The organism is Saccharopolyspora sp. ASAGF58 (assembly GCF_012277335.1).
In the GTDB taxonomy this organism is placed as follows: Bacteria; Actinomycetota; Actinomycetes; order Mycobacteriales; family Pseudonocardiaceae; genus Saccharopolyspora; species Saccharopolyspora hattusasensis.
The window spans coordinates 4,026,533-4,041,478 of sequence record NZ_CP040605.1 but is presented as its reverse complement, the minus strand read 5'-3'; the positions used below and the strand labels follow the sequence as shown (position 1 = coordinate 4,041,478).

Here is a 14,946-nt window from a genome sequence, read left to right as displayed (position 1 = left end):
CCTCGTCGACGCCGAGATCAGCCCTTGAGCGGGCGGCCGGTGAGTCCGCCGAGCGGTTCGCCGCCGAGCAGGTGCAGGTGCACGTGGAAGATCGTCTGCCCGGCGTCGGCGTTGGTGTTGAACAGCAGCCGGTAACCCGATTCGGCGATGCCTTCCCGCTCGGCGATCTCGCGGGCGACGGTGATCAGCTCGGCGAGCAGCTCCGGATCGGCGGCGGCGAGCTCGCCGACGTTGCGGTAGCGCTTCTTCGGCACGATGAGCACGTGGGTCGGGGCCTGGGGGTTGATGTCGCGGATCGCGATGACCCGGTCGTCCTCGCGCACCACGTCGGCCGGGACCTCGCGCGCGATGATCCGCAGGAACAGGGAGTCCATGTCGCTCATGCCCGGAAGATTAGAGGTTTCACCGTTCATCTTGCGAAGCGGTGCGGGTAGCGGAACCGCGGATGCCGCCTGGACTCCGGGATCTCCGACTCGTCCGATGCGGTTCGATCACCGCAAACCGGTCGCATCCCCGGCACGCTGCGCCGCAACCGGGTCTGGGGGTTGTCCCGGTTGCGGCGCAGCTCTCGCCGGACCGAGGGGGGAGGTGTCCGACGAGCGTTGGGGTCCGATGCCCCGTGCGGCACCGGTCGCGGCAAAACCCCGCCGCGATCTTTCGCACACCGAGCGTATCGCTGAGTCAACCGTTCGCGCTACGGATCGACCGAAGTTTTTGATCTTCTTAGCGGTATGTGACCACCTTGCGCGTAATGCGCCGATTTCGAATGAGATCGCCAGTCACCCAGCCGTGAGATCAGGTCGTTCAGACCCAGCGGTCGGTGCGAACGCCTAGGGCGCCGAGGGCGACCGCGGCGGCTGTCGAGGCCCGCAGGACCGTCGGGCCCAGGCGGACGACGTTCGCCCCCGCTTCGGCCAGCGCGGCAAGCTCATCGCTGGTCACGCCGCCCTCCGGGCCGACGACCAGGACGAGTTCGCCGGTCGCGGGCAGATCGACCGACGACAGCGGCGTGGCCGCCGACTCGTGCAGCACCAGCGCCGCGTCGGCACCGCGGACCAGCGCCGCGAGCTGCTTGGTGCTCACCGGCTCGTCCACCGGTGGCGTCCACGCCCGCCGCGCCTGCTTCGCCGCCTGCGCGGCCGTGCTCCGCCACCGCGCCAGCGCCTTCGCGCCGCGTGAGCCGTCGTCCCACTTCGCCACGCACCGGGCGGCGCGCCACGGCACCACCGCGTCCACGCCCGCCTCGGTCGCCAGCTCCACCGCGAGCTCCCCGCGGTCACCCTTGACCAGCGCCTGCGCCAGCCGCACCCGCAGTCCGGGCTGCGGGACATGCCAGGTCTCGGAGACGGCGAGCTGCAGCGAATCCTTCGCAGCGGCCGCCACTTCGCAGCGCGCCAAACCGCCCTGCCCGTCGGTGAGCAGCAGCTGCTCACCGACGCGCAGGCGGCGGACGGTGGCCGCGTGCTTGCCCTCCGGGCCGTCCAGGGTGGCCGCGCCGACTGCGGGCAACCGCTCGACAGAGAACACCGGCAGCGAGGATTCGGACACGTCCCGCCTCACCGTTCGGTCTGTTCTTCGCAAGCGGCGGGAGCCGCTTGCGGTGTGGGACTCAACAGGCACCGCCGCGGTTTCACGGTGCCCACCTCGCTGGGGTTCTCCCAGCGAGGACACCCCGACGTGGTGAATTGGCTGAGTCGGGGATCCCGCTGCGAGAGGGCCTCTGACGTTCCGCTGCCCGCACCGCCACGCAAACCACTTGGAAGCATCTTCCAGTTCAGCGGTTGCCGAAGGAGCGGAAGCGGGAGAACAGCCCGTGCCGGTTGCCGTTGCCGTTGGCGGTCACCGTCGGCTCCGGCTGCTCCTCGCCGCGCAGCGCGGCGAGCTGGCGCAGCAGGTCGGACTGCGACTCGTCGAGCCGGGTCGGCACCACGACGTCGAGGTGCACGTGCAGGTCGCCGTGGCCGCTGACTCTGCCGTTGGACCGCAGCTTGGGCAGGCCCCGACCGATTAGCACCTGCTCGGTGCCGGACTGCGTGCCAGGCTCGACCGTCAGCTCCTCCTGGCCGCCATCGAGGGTTTCCAGGGTAAGCACGGTGCCCAGCGCCGCGGCCGTCATCGGCAGCTCGACGGTGCAGTGCAGGTCCGCGCCGTCGCGGGTGAACCGCTCGTGCGGGAGCTCCTCGACCTCGACGAACAGGTCACCGGCCGGTCCCCCGCCGGGCCCGACCTCGCCTTCGCCCGCCAGCCGCACCCGCATTCCGTCGCCGACACCGGCCGGGATCTTGACGGTGATGGTGCGCCGCGCGCGGACCCGGCCGTCGCCGCCGCACTGCTGGCACGGGTCGGTGATGACCTCGCCGAAACCGCGGCAGACCGGGCACGGCCGGGACGTCATGACCTGCCCCAGGAACGACCGCTGCACGGACTGCACCTCGCCGCGACCACCGCAGGTGTCGCAGGTCGACGGGGCGCTGCCGGCGCGGGAACCGCCGCCGTCGCACGAGTCGCAGAGCACCGCAGTGTCGACGGTGATATCCCGGTTCATGCCGCTGGCGCACTCCTCCAGCGTCATCTCCAGCCGGAGCAGCGCGTCCGAGCCCGGCTGGACGCGGCTGCGCGGGCCCCGCCCGCCGCCACCGGCACCGCCGCCGAAGAAGGCGTCCATGATGTCGCCCAGACCGCCGAAGCCCGCGAACGGGTCGCCCATGCCGCCGCCGGCACCGCCGCCGTTGGACAGCGGGTCCCCGCCGAGGTCGACCACCTGCCGCTTCTTCGGGTCGGAAAGGACCTCGTAGGCGGTCGTCACCTCGCGGAACCGCTCCTGCGCGGCCTCATCTGGGTTGACGTCTGGGTGCAGTTCTCGGGCGAGCTTGCGGTATGCCCGCTTGATCTGCTCGGGTGTCGCTTCCCTGGCCACCCCGAGGGTCGCGTAGTAGTCCCTGGCCACCTTCTCCGTACTTCCTCTGCTCGATCAACGAGTACACGCCGGTCGGGCGCGGTGAACCGTCACCGACCGATCAGGATCTCACCCACGTACGCGGCTACGGCCCGCACCGCCGCCATGGTGCCCGGGTAGTCCATCCGAGTCGGTCCGACAACTCCCAGGCCGCCCAGTACCATGCCATCCGAACCGTATCCGGTGGAAATCACCGAGGTCGTCTGCATCTCCTTGGCCTCATTCTCCATCCCGATGCTGACCCGCACGGTGCCCGAATCGCGCGCCGCCGCGAGCAGCTTGAGTACCACGACCTGCTCTTCGAGCGCCTCCAGGACCTGGCGCAGCGAGTTGGGGAAGTCGGCGACGTTGCGGGTCAGGTTGGGCGTGCCGCCCAGCAGCATCCGCTCCTCCGGGTGCTCCACCAGCGACTCGATGAGCACGCTGCACACGCGGATCAGCGGGTCGCGCAGCTCCGACGGAGACTGGTCGGGCAGCTCGGCCACCGCGGCGGAGGCGTCGGCGAGCCGCTTCTCGACCATCGACGCGTTGAGCACGTTGCGCAGCCGGGCCACGTCGTCGTCGGTGATCACGTCGCCGAGGTCGACCATCCGCTGGTCGACGCGCCCGGTGTTGGTGATCAGCACCAGCATCAGCCGCGCCGGGGTGATGGTGACCACTTCGACGTGCCGGACGGTCGATCGGGTCAACGTGGGGTACTGCACCACGGCGACCTGCTGGGTGAGCTGCGCCAGCAGCCGGACGCTGCGGCGCATCACGTCGTCCAGGTCCAGCGCCCCTTCGAGGAACTTGTGGATGGCGCGACGCTCGGCCTGGGTCAGCGGCTTGACCTCGTGCAGCCGGTCCACGAACAGCCGGTAGCCCTTGTCGGTGGGCACCCGGCCGGCGCTGGTGTGCGGCTGAACGATAAAGCCCTCCTCCTCCAGGGCGGCCATGTCGTTGCGGACCGTGGCGCTGGACACACTGAGATTGTGGCGGTCGACGAGTGCCTTCGAACCCACCGGCTCCTTGGTCGACACGTAGTCGGCCACGATCGCCCGCAGCACCTCGAAACGGCGATCATCCGCGTTCACCACCGCCACCTCCTTCACCTCCAGCGGCACCCGCCCAGGCTCGATGCCCAGGCACAGCCCGGGTACCACCATCGAGTTTACGGTGTTCGTGCACCGGAGCCGAGGCGCACGGGCGGACGGCGGTAGCCTGCCGCGGGGCCGATGGGCCGGTACATCGAGCGGAGCAGATCGTTTCCGGCGGCGGTAGCCGCAGGCGGACCAACTGCGGCGTGCAACGCGTTCGGCCGTTCGCCAGGAGGTGCCAGCTGCCGTGATCTTCAAGGACGTCCGGGAGGGTCAGCCCTACCCCGACCACCGGATGGCGCTGCAGGACTGGGCGAAGGTGCCGCCGCGCCCGGTGCGGATGGAAGATCTGGTCACCACGACGAAGGTGCTGCACCTGGATCGGCTGCTGAGCCCGGACTCGACGTTCTTCGGGGACCTGTTCCCGCACGTGGTCCGCTGGCGCGGCGAGCTCTACCTGGAGGACGGCCTGCACCGGGCCCTCCGGTCGGCCCTGCACCAGCGCACGGTCCTGCACGCCAGAGTCCTCGACCTGGACGCAATCCGATAGCGATACCAATCATGGTATCGGAGTTGGTACCGTTGCGTCATGGCTCTGAGAGCCTGTCGGCGAATGCCGTCCGCGCCTTTGGAAGCGGCGTAGCCGCTTGCATTCACCTTGCCAGGACGACCATCGGCGGGTTCTGAGAGGTTTTCTGGCAAGGACGGCCCCTCCGCCGCGTATTGGACATACGTCAGGAGGGGCACCCGCAGTCCAGGGAACCTCTCAGGTTCCGCTAAGCGACCACCCACCCAGACCATTCACCAACAGGCTCTGAACCTGCGCCTTCGCGCCGAAGCAGAAAATGCCTTGCGGCCGAAGCGGAACGATCAGGTCGCTCTCAGCAGGAGATCCTCCGTGAAGCCGTAGACCGCTATCTCGGGCTCACTCGGCCGCGGAACCCAAGCACGAGTGGGACCACCTGATCACTTCGGGCAAGGTGCTCCTGCCGAGGAGCCCCTACCGCAAGGTCGTACCGACCAGAACGCTCCCGGCGGGCCAACGGACGATCGACCTGCTGGATCGCGAGGACCGTTTCTGATGCGCGTATACCTGGACAGCAGCGCGCTGATCAAGCGGGTAGTCCGCGAGCCGGAATCCTCCGCGCTCGTCGCGGAACTGGACGATCTCGCCCGCCGCCAGGCACTGTTGGTCTCGACCACGTTGGCCTGGACCGAAGTCGCCCGGGTGCTTCGAGCCAGCCGGGACACGACGTTCCGGGAAGTGGCTGACGAACTGCGGGACGCAATGAGCGGCATCGCCGAGCATCCGCTCGACTTCGAGATCGTGAACCTCTCCCGAAGGCTTGAGCCGAACCAACTGCGCTCGCTCGACGCGATTCACCTCGCTGCGGCAATTGCCCTCGACGTCGATCTGGTGATGACCTACGACAAGAGACTCGCTGAAGCTACCGCGCTGAACGGAATCCAGGTCAGCTCCCCTGCCTGATCACGCGATCAGGCGCTGAACCACTCCGTCGGCCAGGAGGCGGCCCCGGTCCGTCAGGACGCAGCGGCCCGCCGTCAGCGCTTCGGGCTGCAGCAGACCGTCGGCGGCTGCTTGCTTCGCCGCCAGAAGGCCCGGCTCGTCCAGTGCGTCCACCGGGAGACCCGTGGCCAGGCGTAGTCCGAGCATGATCCGCTCGACCCGCTGGTCCTCGTCGTCGAGGCGCTCCCGTCCCGCCGCCGGGGAGTTGCCCTCCGCCAGCACAGCCGCGTAGCGGGCCGGGTGCTTGACGTTCCACCAGCGGACGCCGCCGACGTGGCTGTGCGCGCCCGGGCCGGCGCCCCACCAGTCGCCGCCCTGCCAGTAGCCGAGGTTGTGGCGGCAGCGCGCCGCGTCGTCCCGCGCCCAGTTCGACACCTCGTACCAGCCCAGACCCGCCTCGCCGAGCGCGCCATCGATCAGTTCGTAGCGGTCGGCCAGCACGTCGTCGTCGGGCATCGGGAGTTCGCCTCGGCGGACCTTGCGGGCCATCGCGGTGCCGTCCTCGACGATCAGCGCGTACGCCGAGACGTGGTCGACCCCGGTGGACAGCACCGCGTCCAGCGAGGCCCGCAGGTCGTCGTCAGCCTCCCCCGGCGTGCCGTAAATCAGGTCCAGGTTGACGTGGTCGAAGCCGGCCGCGCGCGCCTCGCCGACCGCCGCGACCGCTCGGCCCGGCGTGTGCCGCCGCTCCAGCACCCGCAGCACGTGCTCCGCGGCGGACTGCATGCCCAGCGACACCCGGTTGAACCCGGCCTCGCGGATCCCGGCGAAAAACTCCGGCGACGTCGACTCAGGGTTGGATTCGGTGGTGATTTCCGCCGCACCGTCGAGCCCGAACGACTCGCGGATCGCGGCCAGCACCTCGCCCAACCGTCCCGCGCCGAGAAGCGACGGCGTGCCGCCGCCGACGAAGACCGTCTCCGCCGCAGGCACCGGCTGATCGCCCGCCGCCAGCACCCGCGCGCCCAGCTCCAGCTCCGCCCGCAGGCCGTCCAGCCAGCTGCCGAAACTCGCCGATGAGCCCAGCTCATCGGCGGTGTAGGTGTTGAAGTCGCAGTAGCCGCAGCGGGTGGCGCAGAACGGCACGTGGACGTACACCCCGAACGGCCGCGAACCCAGGCCCGTCAGGGCTTCGGGCGGGAGCGTTCCGTCGGCCGGGGCGGGTTCACCGACTGGCAGTTGAGCAGGCACTCCACCACTGTCTCACCATTCGGATAGGGATGGACCGGTCGGTGAGCACGTGGCACGCTGCCCCACATGGGTGCGACCTTGCCGAGGCTCTTGCTGGTCACCCGCCGCTACGTGGACCTGCGGCGCGTGTCCAGCGCGCTGTGCCGCGCCATGCGTTGAAACCCCGCCGCCGCGTTCTGCTGCTTTGTCCAGTCGGCGCCGGGAGCGCCGAGCAGTGAGAACCGTCACCGTCGACGGGAATTCCGCGCGGCGCTGCCGCGCCCGAATCCCGGAGGTCGGACATGGTCCCCCCGACGGAAGCCCCTGCTCGCCCCGCCCGCAAGCGCAAGACGCGCGGCGAGGGCCAGTGGGCGCTCGGTTATCGCGAGCCGCTCAACGCCAACGAGCGCTCGAAGAAGGACGACAACCCGCTGAACGTCAGGCAGCGCATCGAGACGATCTACGCCCACGGCGGCTTCGACTCGATCGACCCGGCCGACCTGCGTGGTCGTTTCCGCTGGTGGGGCCTCTACACCCAGCGCGCCCCGGGCATCCCCGGCGCGCGCACCGGCACGATCGAGCCCGAGGAGCTCGACGACCGCTACTTCATGCTGCGGGTCCGCATCGACGGCGGTGCGCTGACCACCGAGCAGCTGCGCACCATCGGTGAGGTCTCGCAGACCTACGCGCGCGACACCGCCGACATCACCGACCGGCAGAACATCCAGCTGCACTGGGTGCGGGTCGAGGACATGCCGACGATCTGGCAGAAGCTGGAGGGTGTCGGGCTGTCCACCACCGAGGCCTGCGGCGACTGCCCCCGCGTCGTGCTGGGATCGCCGGTCGCGGGCGTCGCCGCGGACGAGATCATCGACGCCACCCCGGCGATCGAGGAGATCGCCGAGCGGTTCATCGGCGACAAGTCGCTGTCCAACCTGCCGCGCAAGTTCAAGTCAGCGATCAGCGGCTCGCCGCGCTGGGACACCGTGCCGGAGATCAACGACATCTCGCTGGTCGGCGTCGTGCACCCGGAGCACGGGCCCGGCTTCGACCTGTGGGTCGGCGGCGGCCTGTCCACGAACCCGAAGCTCGCGGTGCGGCTGGGCGCCTGGGTGCCGCTCGGTGAGGTCGCCGAGGTATGGCAGGCCGTGGTGCAGATCTTCCGCGACTACGGCTACCGGCGGCTGCGGCACCGCGCCCGGTTGAAGTTCCTGCTCGCCGACTGGGGTGCGGAGAAGTTCCGGCAGGTGCTGGAGGACGAGTACCTGGGCCGCAAGCTGGTCGACGGCCCCGCGCCGGAGACGCCGACCGGTCACCGCGACCACGTCGGGGTGCACCCGCAGGTCGACGGCAACTTCTACGTCGGCGCGAAGTCCGCGGCGGGCCGGGTCAGCGGCTCCACGCTGGTGGAGGTCGCGAAGGCCGCCGAGCGGGTGGGTTCGCGGCGCGTGCGCACCACCGTTGAGCAGAACCTGCTGGTCCTCGACGTGCCGAAGTCCGAAGTGGACGGTCTGGTCGCGGACCTGGACGGGCTGGGTCTGCAGGCCGACCCGTCGCCGTGGCGGCGCAGCGTGCTGGCCTGCACCGGCATCGAGTTCTGCAAGCTGGCCATCGTGGAGACCAAGGAGCGGGCGATCGCGCTGGTCGACGAGCTGGAGCAGCGGCTGGCCGACATCCAGGGCGACGTCACCGACCCGGTGACGATCAACCTCAATGGCTGCCCGAACGCCTGCGCCCGCACCCAGGTCGCCGACATCGGCCTGAAAGGCCAGATGGTGCCGGACGGCGACGGCAACCAGGTCGAGGGCTTCCAGGTGCACCTCGGCGGCGGCCTCGGAGAGGACGCCGGGTTCGGCCGCAAGATCCGCGGTCACAAGGTCACCTCCGCCGAGCTCGGCGACTACGTGGAGCGGCTGGTCCGCCACTACCTGGCGCAACGCTCCACCGGCGAGCGCTTCGCGCAGTGGGTGGCGCGGGCCGAGGAAGACGACCTCAAGTGAGCCGAGCGGCGCCGTTCTACTGCCCGTACTGCGGGGACGAGGACCTCACGCCCGAGGCCGAGCCGGCCGGGGCGTGGCAGTGCGCGTCGTGCCTGCGGGTCTTCACAGTGCGGCTCATCGGGCTGTCCCTCGGCGAAAAGGCCGAAGACCCGGCCGTTGGAAACGGAGAAGCATGACTGCCGACACCACCACGAACATCGGCGCCCGGCGCAGCGACGACGAGCTGCGGGCGCTGGTCGAGGAGGCCGCGCCGCGGCTGGCCGAGGCCGACGCGGAGGAAGCCCTGCGCTGGGCCGTCGACAACTTCGGCGACGGCCTGATCGTCGCGTCGAACATGCAGGACGCGGTGCTGGTCGACTTGGCGGCCAAGGCGAGGCCGGGCGTGGACATCCTGTTCCTGGAGACCGGCTACCACTTCGCCGAGACCATCGGCACCCGCGACGCCATCGCGCAGGTCCACGACGTGAACATCGTCAACGCGATCCCCGCGCAGACCGTCGCGGAGCAGGACGCCAGCGAGGGCCCGCGGCTGTTCGAGCGGGACCCGAACCGCTGCTGCCTCCTGCGCAAGGTGGTGCCGCTGCGCAACACGCTGGCCCGCTACGAGGCGTGGGTGACCGGGGTGCGCCGGGTGGAGGCCCCGACGCGCGCGAACACGCCGATCGTGACCTGGGACGACCGCAACGCCCTGGTCAAGATCAACCCGCTGGCGGCCTGGTCCGACGACGACATGCAGCGCTACATCGACGAGCACGGCGTGCTGGTCAACCCGCTGGTGCCGGCCGGTTACCCGTCGATCGGGTGCCAGCCCTGCACCGCCAAGCCCGCGCCCGGTGCCGACCCGCGCAGCGGGCGCTGGGCGGGCAACGCCAAGACCGAGTGCGGACTGCACGGCTGAGGAACTCCGGAGGAGACATGACGACAGTCGAGTTGCCGATCGATCGGACCGACGTGCCGCCGCAGGTGGACAACCTGGACGCGCTGGAGTCCGAAGCGATCCACATCTTCCGCGAGGTGGCCGGTGAGTTCGACCGGCCGGTGATCCTGTTCTCCGGCGGCAAGGACTCCACGGTGCTGGTGCACCTAGCGCGGAAGGCGTTCTGGCCCGCGCCAGTGCCGTTCCCGCTGCTGCACGTCGACACCGGGCACAACTTCCCGGAGGTGCTGGCCTTCCGCGACGAGCTGGTGGAGCGGCACGACCTGCGGTTGGTGGTGGCGTCCGTGCAGGACTACATCGACGACGGCCGGCTGCAGGAGCGGGCCGACGGCACCCGCAACCCGCTGCAGACCACGCCGCTGCTGGACGGGATCAGCGAGAACCGGTTCGACGCGGTCTTCGGCGGCGGTCGGCGCGACGAGGAGCGGGCCCGCGCCAAGGAGCGCATCTTCAGCCTCCGCAACGCCTTCGGGCAGTGGGACCCGCGCCGCCAGCGCCCCGAGCTGTGGAACCTGTACAACGGCAAGCACCGGCCGGGCGAGCACGTCCGGGTGTTCCCGCTGTCGAACTGGACCGAGCTGGACATCTGGCGCTACATCCAGCGGGAGAAGATCGAGCTGCCGGAGATCTACTACGCGCACCGGCGCGAGGTGTTCCTGCGCGACGGCATGTGGCTGACCTCGGGTCCGTGGGGCGGGCCCCGCGACGGTGAGGTCGCGGCCACCAAGACCGTGCGCTACCGCACCGTCGGCGACGGTTCCTGCACCGGCGCGGTGGAATCCGAGGCGTACACAGTGGACGATGTGATCGCCGAGGTCGCCGCCAGCCGGCTCACCGAGCGCGGCGCGACGCGAGCCGACGACCGCATTTCCGAAGCAGCAATGGAAGACCGCAAGCGCGAGGGCTACTTCTGAGCCTGGAGCGGATAGGAGGCGGGGATGCTTTCGAAGACGCCTGTCGTCAGGCAAGTGGCGCAGCCACTTGTGGTGGTGGACCGCCACCGCGTCGCTCAACCGACCTGCGCCCGAGCCGCCGCGAGCGGCGAAGCCGCTTAGCCCACCCTCGCAACTTGCACCGCCGCGGGTTCTGAACAGTGTCCATGCGGGGACACCCCGCACCCCGGGCTATCTCGCGAGGACAGCCCCGACGCCGCGTATTGGACACATACATAAGTCGGGGATCCCGGAGTCGAGAAGGCCTCTCAGGTTCCGCTACCCGCACCGCCACGCAAAACGAGCCGAGCACTCCATGAAGCAGGAATGGGTTCTTCAATGACCGAGACGACTACTCGCACCGCGCCGGACAGCGGCACGGAGGTGACCCTGCCGGTGCACAGCGACCTGCTGCGGTTGGCCACCGCCGGCTCCGTCGACGACGGCAAGAGCACCCTGGTCGGGCGGCTGCTGCACGACACCAAGTCGGTGCTGGCCGACCAGCTCGACGCGGTGCACCGCGCCAGCGCGGACCGCGGCCTCGCCACCCCGGACCTGTCGCTGCTGGTGGACGGCCTGCGCGCGGAGCGTGAACAGGGCATCACCATCGACGTGGCCTACCGCTACTTCGCCACGCCCAAGCGCACTTTCGTCCTCGCCGACACCCCCGGTCACGTGCAGTACACCCGCAACACCGTCACCGGTGCCTCGACCGCGCAGCTGGCGGTTCTGCTGGTGGACGCGCGCAAGGGCGTCATCGAGCAGACCCGGCGGCATGCGGCGGTGCTGGCGCTGCTGGGCGTGCCGCAGCTGGTGCTGGCCGTCAACAAGATCGACATGGTCGGCTTCGACGAGGCGGTGTTCACCCGCATCGCCGCCGAGTTCACCGAGCACGCCCGTGCACTGGGCTACCGCGACGACACCGTGGTGACCATCCCGGTGTCCGCGCTGCTCGGCGACAACGTGGTGGAACGCTCCGCGAACACCCCCTGGTACAGCGGTCCTTCGCTGCTGGAGCACCTGGAAAGCGTGCCGGTGGCGCCGGACCCGCACGACGCGCCGTTCCGGATGCCGGTGCAGTACGTGATCCGGCCGCGCACCGCCGAATACCCGGACTACCGCGGCTACGCGGGCCAGGTGGCGGCCGGTGTCGTGGCGGAGGGCGACGAGGTGGTCGTGCTGCCTGCCGGGCTGCGCACCCGGGTGTCCAAGGTGGACAGCCCGGACGGGGCGAGGCCGCGCGCCGCGGCCGGGCACTCCGTCACCCTGCTGCTGGCCGACGACGTGGACATCTCGCGCGGCGACCTGATCGCCGCCGCGGACGCCCCGCCGCGGGTCACCGACGAGCTCGACGCCACGGTCTGCTGGCTGGCCGAGAAGCCGCTGAACCCGGGCGCCAAGGTGCTGGTCAAGCACGGCACCCGCACCGTGCAGGCCATCGTCACCGAGCTGGCGGCCCGCTTCGACGAACAGCAGCTGTCGAGTGTGGACAGTCCGGATTCGTTGCAGCTCAACGAGATCGGCCGGGTGCGGCTGCGCACGGCGGAGCCGCTGCCGATCGACGATTACGCCGCGAGCCGGCGCACCGGATCGTTCCTGGTGATCGACCCCGCCGACGGCACCACGCTGGCCGCCGGGCTGATCGGGGTGCCGTTGGCGCCGCTGGCCGCCGCGTCGGAATGAGCAGGAGATGACCGCTCCACTGGTGGCCGTCGCGCACGGCAGCCGGGATCCGCGTTCGGCCGCGACCATCCACGCCCTGATGGATGTGGTCCGCGCGATGCGCCCGGATCTCGATGTGCGCGTGGCGTTCCTGGACCTGTCGGCACCGCGCGTGGGCGACGTGCTCAGCGCGGCGCACGGCGACGGCCACGGCTCGGCGGTCGTCGTGCCGCTGCTGCTCGGCCGGGCCTTCCACGCCCGCGTCGACGTGCCCGCGGCGGTGGCCGACGCGGAGCGGCGCTATCCGCGGTTCCGGGTGCACGTGGCCGATGTGCTGGGCCCGGATCCGCGGCTGGACGAGGCGGCGTGGCGGCGGCTGGCCGAGGCCGGAGCGTCCGCCGAGGACCCGGAACTGGGGGTGCTGCTGGCCGGCGCGGGATCGTCGCACGCACCGGCGAACCGCCTGGTCGCCGACGTCGCGGCGCGCTGGCAATCGCGCACGTCATGGGGCGGCGCCGTCGCGACCTTCGCCGCAGCCGCCGAACCCGCTGTTCCGGCGGCGATCGAGGCCCTGCGCGCACGCGGTGCCCGCCGCATCGCGGTCGCCTCCTGGTTCCTGGCCCCGGGCCTGCTCCCGGACCGGATCATCGACCTGGCCCGCAAGCACGCGACAAACCCGCTGCTAGCGGCCCCGATGGCCGACGACGAGGGCGTGGCCGACCTGATCCTGAACCGCTACGCCGAGGCCCTCACCGCAGCTCCCCTCCAGCTGTCCGCAGCCCTGTGACGTGCGGTTCTGCCCGTGCTTGCCGCCACCCCCACGCGAGGCGTACAGTATCCTGTACAAGGAGGTGTTTCGGTGAAGACGATGAGCTACTCCGAGTCCCGTGCCAAGTACGCCGAGACGCTCGACTCCGTGGTGAACGACCGCGAGGAAGTCGTGATCACCCGAGCAGGGCACGAGCCCGTCGTGATGGTGTCATTGGATGACTACCAGTCCCTGAAGGAAACTGCCTACCTGCTCCGCAGCCCCGAGAACGCCCGCCGCCTGATCCTCGCGATCGAGCGACTGGAAGCCGGCGGCGGAGAACAACACGAGCTCGCCGAATGAAACTGGTCTGGGACGGGCTTGCCTGGGACGACTACGTCTGGTGGCAAGCCGAGGACCGCAAGATCCTCAAGCGAATCAACGCGCTGATCAAAGACATCTGCCGCAACGGGAACGAAGGAATCGGCAAACCCGAACCGCTCAAGCACGGTTTCCAGGGCTACTGGTCGCGTCGCATCTCTGACGAGCATCGTCTGGTCTACAAGGTTGCGGGAGACGAGATTCGAATCGCGGCTTGCCGCTACCACTACGGCAAATGACTTGGCTGACGGCCTGGTCATCCTCGCTGGCCAGCCTGTGCGCGACCTGAGCGAATACGCAGGATCCTTGCAGCTGTCCGCAGCCCTGTGACCCTAGGAGCCAGACGCCGCATTCATCCTGCGATCCCCTAGCCATAACCCTGACGTTATACTAGAGTCGTGAGCTGAGACGTCGAGTTGCACGAAGAGGTCAACACCTGGTTCTTCTCGTTGGTCCAGAACGACCCCGAGAGCGCCGACCTGGTCGAACAGGCACTCGACCTGTTAGCCCACCAGGGGCCGCGGCTCGGACGTCCACTCGTAGACAAGATTAAGGGGTCTCGATACCACAATCTCAAGGAACTACGTCCCGCTTCGGCGGGCAGGAGCGAGATCAGGATGTTGTTCGCCTTCGACCCACGACGTTGTGCCATTGTTCTGGTGGCGGGCGACAAGGCCGGGAACTGGCGGGGTTGGTACGAGACGAACATCCCGCTTGCCGAGAAGCGTTTCGAGGAACACCTGGCGGAGTTAGAGGAGGGCTGAGCGATGGGTCGTTCCTGGAAGGACGCTAAGAAGGACAAGGAAGCCCTGGACCGGGCGCGTGGCCGCGATGTGGAAGCCGCCAGGGAACAAGCCCGCATCCTCACCCAGGCCTACATTCTGGGCGACCGCCTCGCCCAGCTGCGCAAAGCGGCCGGACTGTCACAGTCGGAGGTCGCCGCGCGGATGCAGGTCAGCCAGCCCCGCGTGAGCAAACTCGAACAGGGGAACTTGGCGCAGATCGAGGTCGGCACGCTTGAGCGCTACGTCGCTGCCCTCGGGGGACGCCTCAAACTCGTAGCGGACTTCGAAGATCACGATGTCACCGTCTCGATGAACGAGCTCGACCACTCCGAAGACGAACTCGACTGCACCGAAAAGGCGGGCGTCTGAGCAAAAGTCGACAACTCTGTTGGTGGGCGCAACCTGCGGGGCATGATGTGGCCGTGTCATCCAGCTGGGTACACGAAGACCGGCAGCGGCCCGGACACCCCCGACAGCCCAGGCCGCTGCCGGACCCGGATTCACAGTGCACCGTGGGGGCCGGATGAACGCACGACCACACCTGATCGCACGCGTCCGAGCCGAGTTCGCGCGCAGCGAGCAGGACAAGTCCTGCCACTTCTTCCCGCTGCCGGACGACGGTGAGCTGCCCGCGATGCTCTACGCCTACTGCGGTTTCGGTATCGTCCCAGGTCAAGCGGAAGCTCTCGACAGACCGGCCGGCATGCCGTGCCTGCAGTGCCTGATGGCCGCCGCGCTCTCCGGCAGCAGCGTTTGATCGCGTCGCGACCA

Annotated in this window: 19 protein-coding genes and 1 pseudogene; 15 read left to right on the top strand and 5 right to left on the bottom strand. The window is 69.6% G+C overall.

The features are described from left to right. Window positions 1-17 precede the first annotated feature (17 nt). The 4 genes from FDZ84_RS19355 to hrcA form a co-directional block, all read right to left on the bottom strand. A complete protein-coding gene (locus FDZ84_RS19355; protein ID WP_168587059.1) occupies window positions 18-383 on the bottom strand; it encodes a histidine triad nucleotide-binding protein in 366 nt (121 codons plus the stop codon). Between the two features lie 421 nt (window positions 384-804). Further along, entirely contained in the window at window positions 805-1,548 is a 744-nt protein-coding gene (locus FDZ84_RS19350; protein WP_168587058.1) for a 16S rRNA (uracil(1498)-N(3))-methyltransferase, read from the bottom strand. Between the two features lie 226 nt (window positions 1,549-1,774). After that, entirely contained in the window at window positions 1,775-2,947 is a 1,173-nt protein-coding gene (dnaJ, locus tag FDZ84_RS19345) for a molecular chaperone DnaJ (RefSeq protein WP_168587057.1), read from the bottom strand. Between the two features lie 59 nt (window positions 2,948-3,006). Next, window positions 3,007-4,032: a heat-inducible transcriptional repressor HrcA gene (hrcA, locus tag FDZ84_RS19340; RefSeq protein WP_168590184.1), complete on the bottom strand. Its 1,026-nt coding sequence runs from the start codon at window positions 4,030-4,032 to the stop codon at window positions 3,007-3,009. 247 nt (window positions 4,033-4,279) lie between these two features. Here hrcA and FDZ84_RS19335 point away from each other — a divergent pair, with 247 nt between their 5' ends. The 3 genes and pseudogenes from FDZ84_RS19335 to FDZ84_RS19330 all read left to right on the top strand — a co-directional run bounded on the left by FDZ84_RS19335 (window position 4,280) and on the right by FDZ84_RS19330 (window position 5,521). Continuing rightward, complete coding sequence (locus FDZ84_RS19335; protein WP_168587056.1) at window positions 4,280-4,582, top strand: type II toxin-antitoxin system VapB family antitoxin; 303 nt, start codon at window positions 4,280-4,282, stop codon at window positions 4,580-4,582. Window positions 4,583-4,890: 308 nt separating this feature from the next. After that, window positions 4,891-4,998: pseudogene (locus tag FDZ84_RS40745) on the top strand (hypothetical protein); the annotation flags it as partial. Between the two features lie 115 nt (window positions 4,999-5,113). Beyond that, the gene (locus FDZ84_RS19330; RefSeq protein ID WP_168587055.1) at window positions 5,114-5,521 is read left to right on the top strand and encodes a PIN domain-containing protein; all 408 of its coding nucleotides are present in this window, start codon (window positions 5,114-5,116) and stop codon (window positions 5,519-5,521) included. Here the strand turns inward: FDZ84_RS19330 and hemW are convergent, their stop codons facing one another. Next, complete coding sequence (hemW, locus tag FDZ84_RS19325; protein ID WP_168587054.1) at window positions 5,522-6,751, bottom strand: radical SAM family heme chaperone HemW; 1,230 nt, start codon at window positions 6,749-6,751, stop codon at window positions 5,522-5,524. It lies immediately after the preceding gene. Window positions 6,752-6,817: 66 nt separating this feature from the next. Between hemW and FDZ84_RS40740 the strand changes: the two genes are divergently transcribed. The 12 genes from FDZ84_RS40740 to FDZ84_RS19270 all read left to right on the top strand — a co-directional run bounded on the left by FDZ84_RS40740 (window position 6,818) and on the right by FDZ84_RS19270 (window position 14,932). Continuing rightward, window positions 6,818-6,910 carry a putative leader peptide gene (locus tag FDZ84_RS40740; protein ID WP_317891387.1) on the top strand — a complete coding sequence of 31 codons (93 nt, stop codon included), beginning with the start codon at window positions 6,818-6,820 and terminating at the stop codon, window positions 6,908-6,910. 122 nt (window positions 6,911-7,032) lie between these two features. After that, window positions 7,033-8,730: a nitrite/sulfite reductase gene (locus tag FDZ84_RS19320; protein ID WP_168587053.1), complete on the top strand. Its 1,698-nt coding sequence runs from the start codon at window positions 7,033-7,035 to the stop codon at window positions 8,728-8,730. Continuing rightward, entirely contained in the window at window positions 8,727-8,906 is a 180-nt protein-coding gene (locus tag FDZ84_RS19315) for a hypothetical protein (RefSeq protein ID WP_168587052.1), read from the top strand. Before FDZ84_RS19320 ends, FDZ84_RS19315 begins: the two co-directional genes overlap by 4 nt. Beyond that, window positions 8,903-9,628, top strand: a complete 726-nt coding sequence (locus FDZ84_RS19310; protein WP_168587051.1) for a phosphoadenylyl-sulfate reductase — start codon at window positions 8,903-8,905, stop codon at window positions 9,626-9,628. The genes FDZ84_RS19315 and FDZ84_RS19310 overlap by 4 nt, the downstream gene beginning before the upstream one ends. Before the next feature lie 17 nt (window positions 9,629-9,645). After that, window positions 9,646-10,581 (top strand): sulfate adenylyltransferase subunit CysD, encoded by a 936-nt coding sequence (cysD, locus tag FDZ84_RS19305; protein WP_168587050.1) that lies wholly within the window; start codon window positions 9,646-9,648, stop codon window positions 10,579-10,581. Window positions 10,582-10,938: 357 nt separating this feature from the next. Further along, a complete protein-coding gene (locus FDZ84_RS19300; protein WP_246868280.1) occupies window positions 10,939-12,282 on the top strand; it encodes a sulfate adenylyltransferase subunit 1 in 1,344 nt (447 codons plus the stop codon). A gap of 7 nt (window positions 12,283-12,289) precedes the next feature. Further along, on the top strand, window positions 12,290-13,048 hold the full coding sequence (locus FDZ84_RS19295; RefSeq protein ID WP_168587049.1) for a sirohydrochlorin chelatase: 759 nt from the start codon (window positions 12,290-12,292) through the stop codon (window positions 13,046-13,048). An 81-nt stretch (window positions 13,049-13,129) separates the two neighbouring features. Beyond that, the gene (locus FDZ84_RS19290; RefSeq protein WP_245761466.1) at window positions 13,130-13,372 is read left to right on the top strand and encodes a type II toxin-antitoxin system Phd/YefM family antitoxin; all 243 of its coding nucleotides are present in this window, start codon (window positions 13,130-13,132) and stop codon (window positions 13,370-13,372) included. Next, entirely contained in the window at window positions 13,369-13,629 is a 261-nt protein-coding gene (locus FDZ84_RS19285; RefSeq protein WP_168587048.1) for a Txe/YoeB family addiction module toxin, read from the top strand. The genes FDZ84_RS19290 and FDZ84_RS19285 overlap by 4 nt, the downstream gene beginning before the upstream one ends. A gap of 177 nt (window positions 13,630-13,806) precedes the next feature. Next, on the top strand, window positions 13,807-14,154 hold the full coding sequence (locus FDZ84_RS19280; protein WP_168587047.1) for a type II toxin-antitoxin system RelE/ParE family toxin: 348 nt from the start codon (window positions 13,807-13,809) through the stop codon (window positions 14,152-14,154). Between the two features lie 3 nt (window positions 14,155-14,157). Then, window positions 14,158-14,544 (top strand): helix-turn-helix domain-containing protein, encoded by a 387-nt coding sequence (locus tag FDZ84_RS19275; RefSeq protein ID WP_168587046.1) that lies wholly within the window; start codon window positions 14,158-14,160, stop codon window positions 14,542-14,544. Between the two features lie 154 nt (window positions 14,545-14,698). Continuing rightward, window positions 14,699-14,932 carry a hypothetical protein gene (locus FDZ84_RS19270; protein ID WP_168587045.1) on the top strand — a complete coding sequence of 78 codons (234 nt, stop codon included), beginning with the start codon at window positions 14,699-14,701 and terminating at the stop codon, window positions 14,930-14,932. Window positions 14,933-14,946 lie beyond the last annotated feature (14 nt).

Bases quoted from the DNA above. Each gene is read 5' to 3' on its own strand.
- FDZ84_RS19355 (WP_168587059.1), bottom strand. From the start codon at position 383: ATGAGCGACATGGACTCCCTGTTCCTGCGGATCATCGCGCGCGAGGTC.
- FDZ84_RS19330 (WP_168587055.1), top strand. From the start codon at position 5,114: ATGCGCGTATACCTGGACAGCAGCGCGCTGATCAAGCGGGTAGTCCGC.
- FDZ84_RS40740 (WP_317891387.1), top strand. From the start codon at position 6,818: ATGGGTGCGACCTTGCCGAGGCTCTTGCTGGTCACCCGCCGCTACGTG.
- FDZ84_RS19320 (WP_168587053.1), top strand. From the start codon at position 7,033: ATGGTCCCCCCGACGGAAGCCCCTGCTCGCCCCGCCCGCAAGCGCAAG.
- FDZ84_RS19310 (WP_168587051.1), top strand. From the start codon at position 8,903: ATGACTGCCGACACCACCACGAACATCGGCGCCCGGCGCAGCGACGAC.
- cysD (WP_168587050.1), top strand. From the start codon at position 9,646: ATGACGACAGTCGAGTTGCCGATCGATCGGACCGACGTGCCGCCGCAG.
- FDZ84_RS19300 (WP_246868280.1), top strand. From the start codon at position 10,939: ATGACCGAGACGACTACTCGCACCGCGCCGGACAGCGGCACGGAGGTG.
- FDZ84_RS19295 (WP_168587049.1), top strand. From the start codon at position 12,290: ATGACCGCTCCACTGGTGGCCGTCGCGCACGGCAGCCGGGATCCGCGT.
- FDZ84_RS19290 (WP_245761466.1), top strand. From the start codon at position 13,130: ATGAGCTACTCCGAGTCCCGTGCCAAGTACGCCGAGACGCTCGACTCC.
- FDZ84_RS19285 (WP_168587048.1), top strand. From the start codon at position 13,369: ATGAAACTGGTCTGGGACGGGCTTGCCTGGGACGACTACGTCTGGTGG.
- FDZ84_RS19275 (WP_168587046.1), top strand. From the start codon at position 14,158: ATGGGTCGTTCCTGGAAGGACGCTAAGAAGGACAAGGAAGCCCTGGAC.
- FDZ84_RS19270 (WP_168587045.1), top strand. From the start codon at position 14,699: ATGAACGCACGACCACACCTGATCGCACGCGTCCGAGCCGAGTTCGCG.